The following is a 509-nucleotide window of genomic DNA, read 5'->3' on the forward strand; positions in this document are numbered from 1 at the left end:
GGCAGGGGCGTGTTGGCTGCGCTCATTTCGACCTCAGGACGCTATGCCGGCCATCATCAGGCCGAGTTTCTGTTCTTCCGTCTCCGGCGAGGCCTCGCCGACATTCTCGCCTGCAAACATCACCAGGATGCGGTCGGCAAGCGCACGGATCTCATCGAGTTCCACCGACACCAGTAGCACCGCCTTGCCGCTGTCGCGCATGTCGATGATCCGGCGGTGGATGAACTCGATCGCGCCGATATCGACGCCGCGGGTCGGCTGACCGACGAGCAGGATTTCCGGGTCGCGCTCGATTTCGCGGGCGACCACGATCTTCTGCTGGTTGCCGCCGGAAAAATTGGCGGTCTTCAGCGTCGGGTTTGGCGGGCGGATGTCGTATTTCTCGATCTTTTCCCTGGCATCATCGAGGATTGCCTGTCGGTCGAGCACGCCGGCCTTTCCGTATTTCGGCAGGTTGTGATAGCCGAGAATGGAGTTTTCGCGCTCCTCGAAGGGCAGGATCAGGCCCA

1 pseudogene is annotated in these 509 nt (G+C 61.5%); it reads right to left on the reverse strand.

What is annotated here, in order from left to right:
• Positions 1-33: 33 nt before the first annotated feature.
• Positions 34-509 (reverse strand): annotated as a pseudogene (locus MD273_RS18950) (heme ABC transporter ATP-binding protein); the annotation flags it as partial.

Origin of the sequence: Marinobacter sp. C7 (genome assembly GCF_022343555.1) — a bacterium.
In the GTDB taxonomy this organism is placed as follows: Bacteria; Pseudomonadota; Gammaproteobacteria; order Pseudomonadales; family Oleiphilaceae; genus Marinobacter.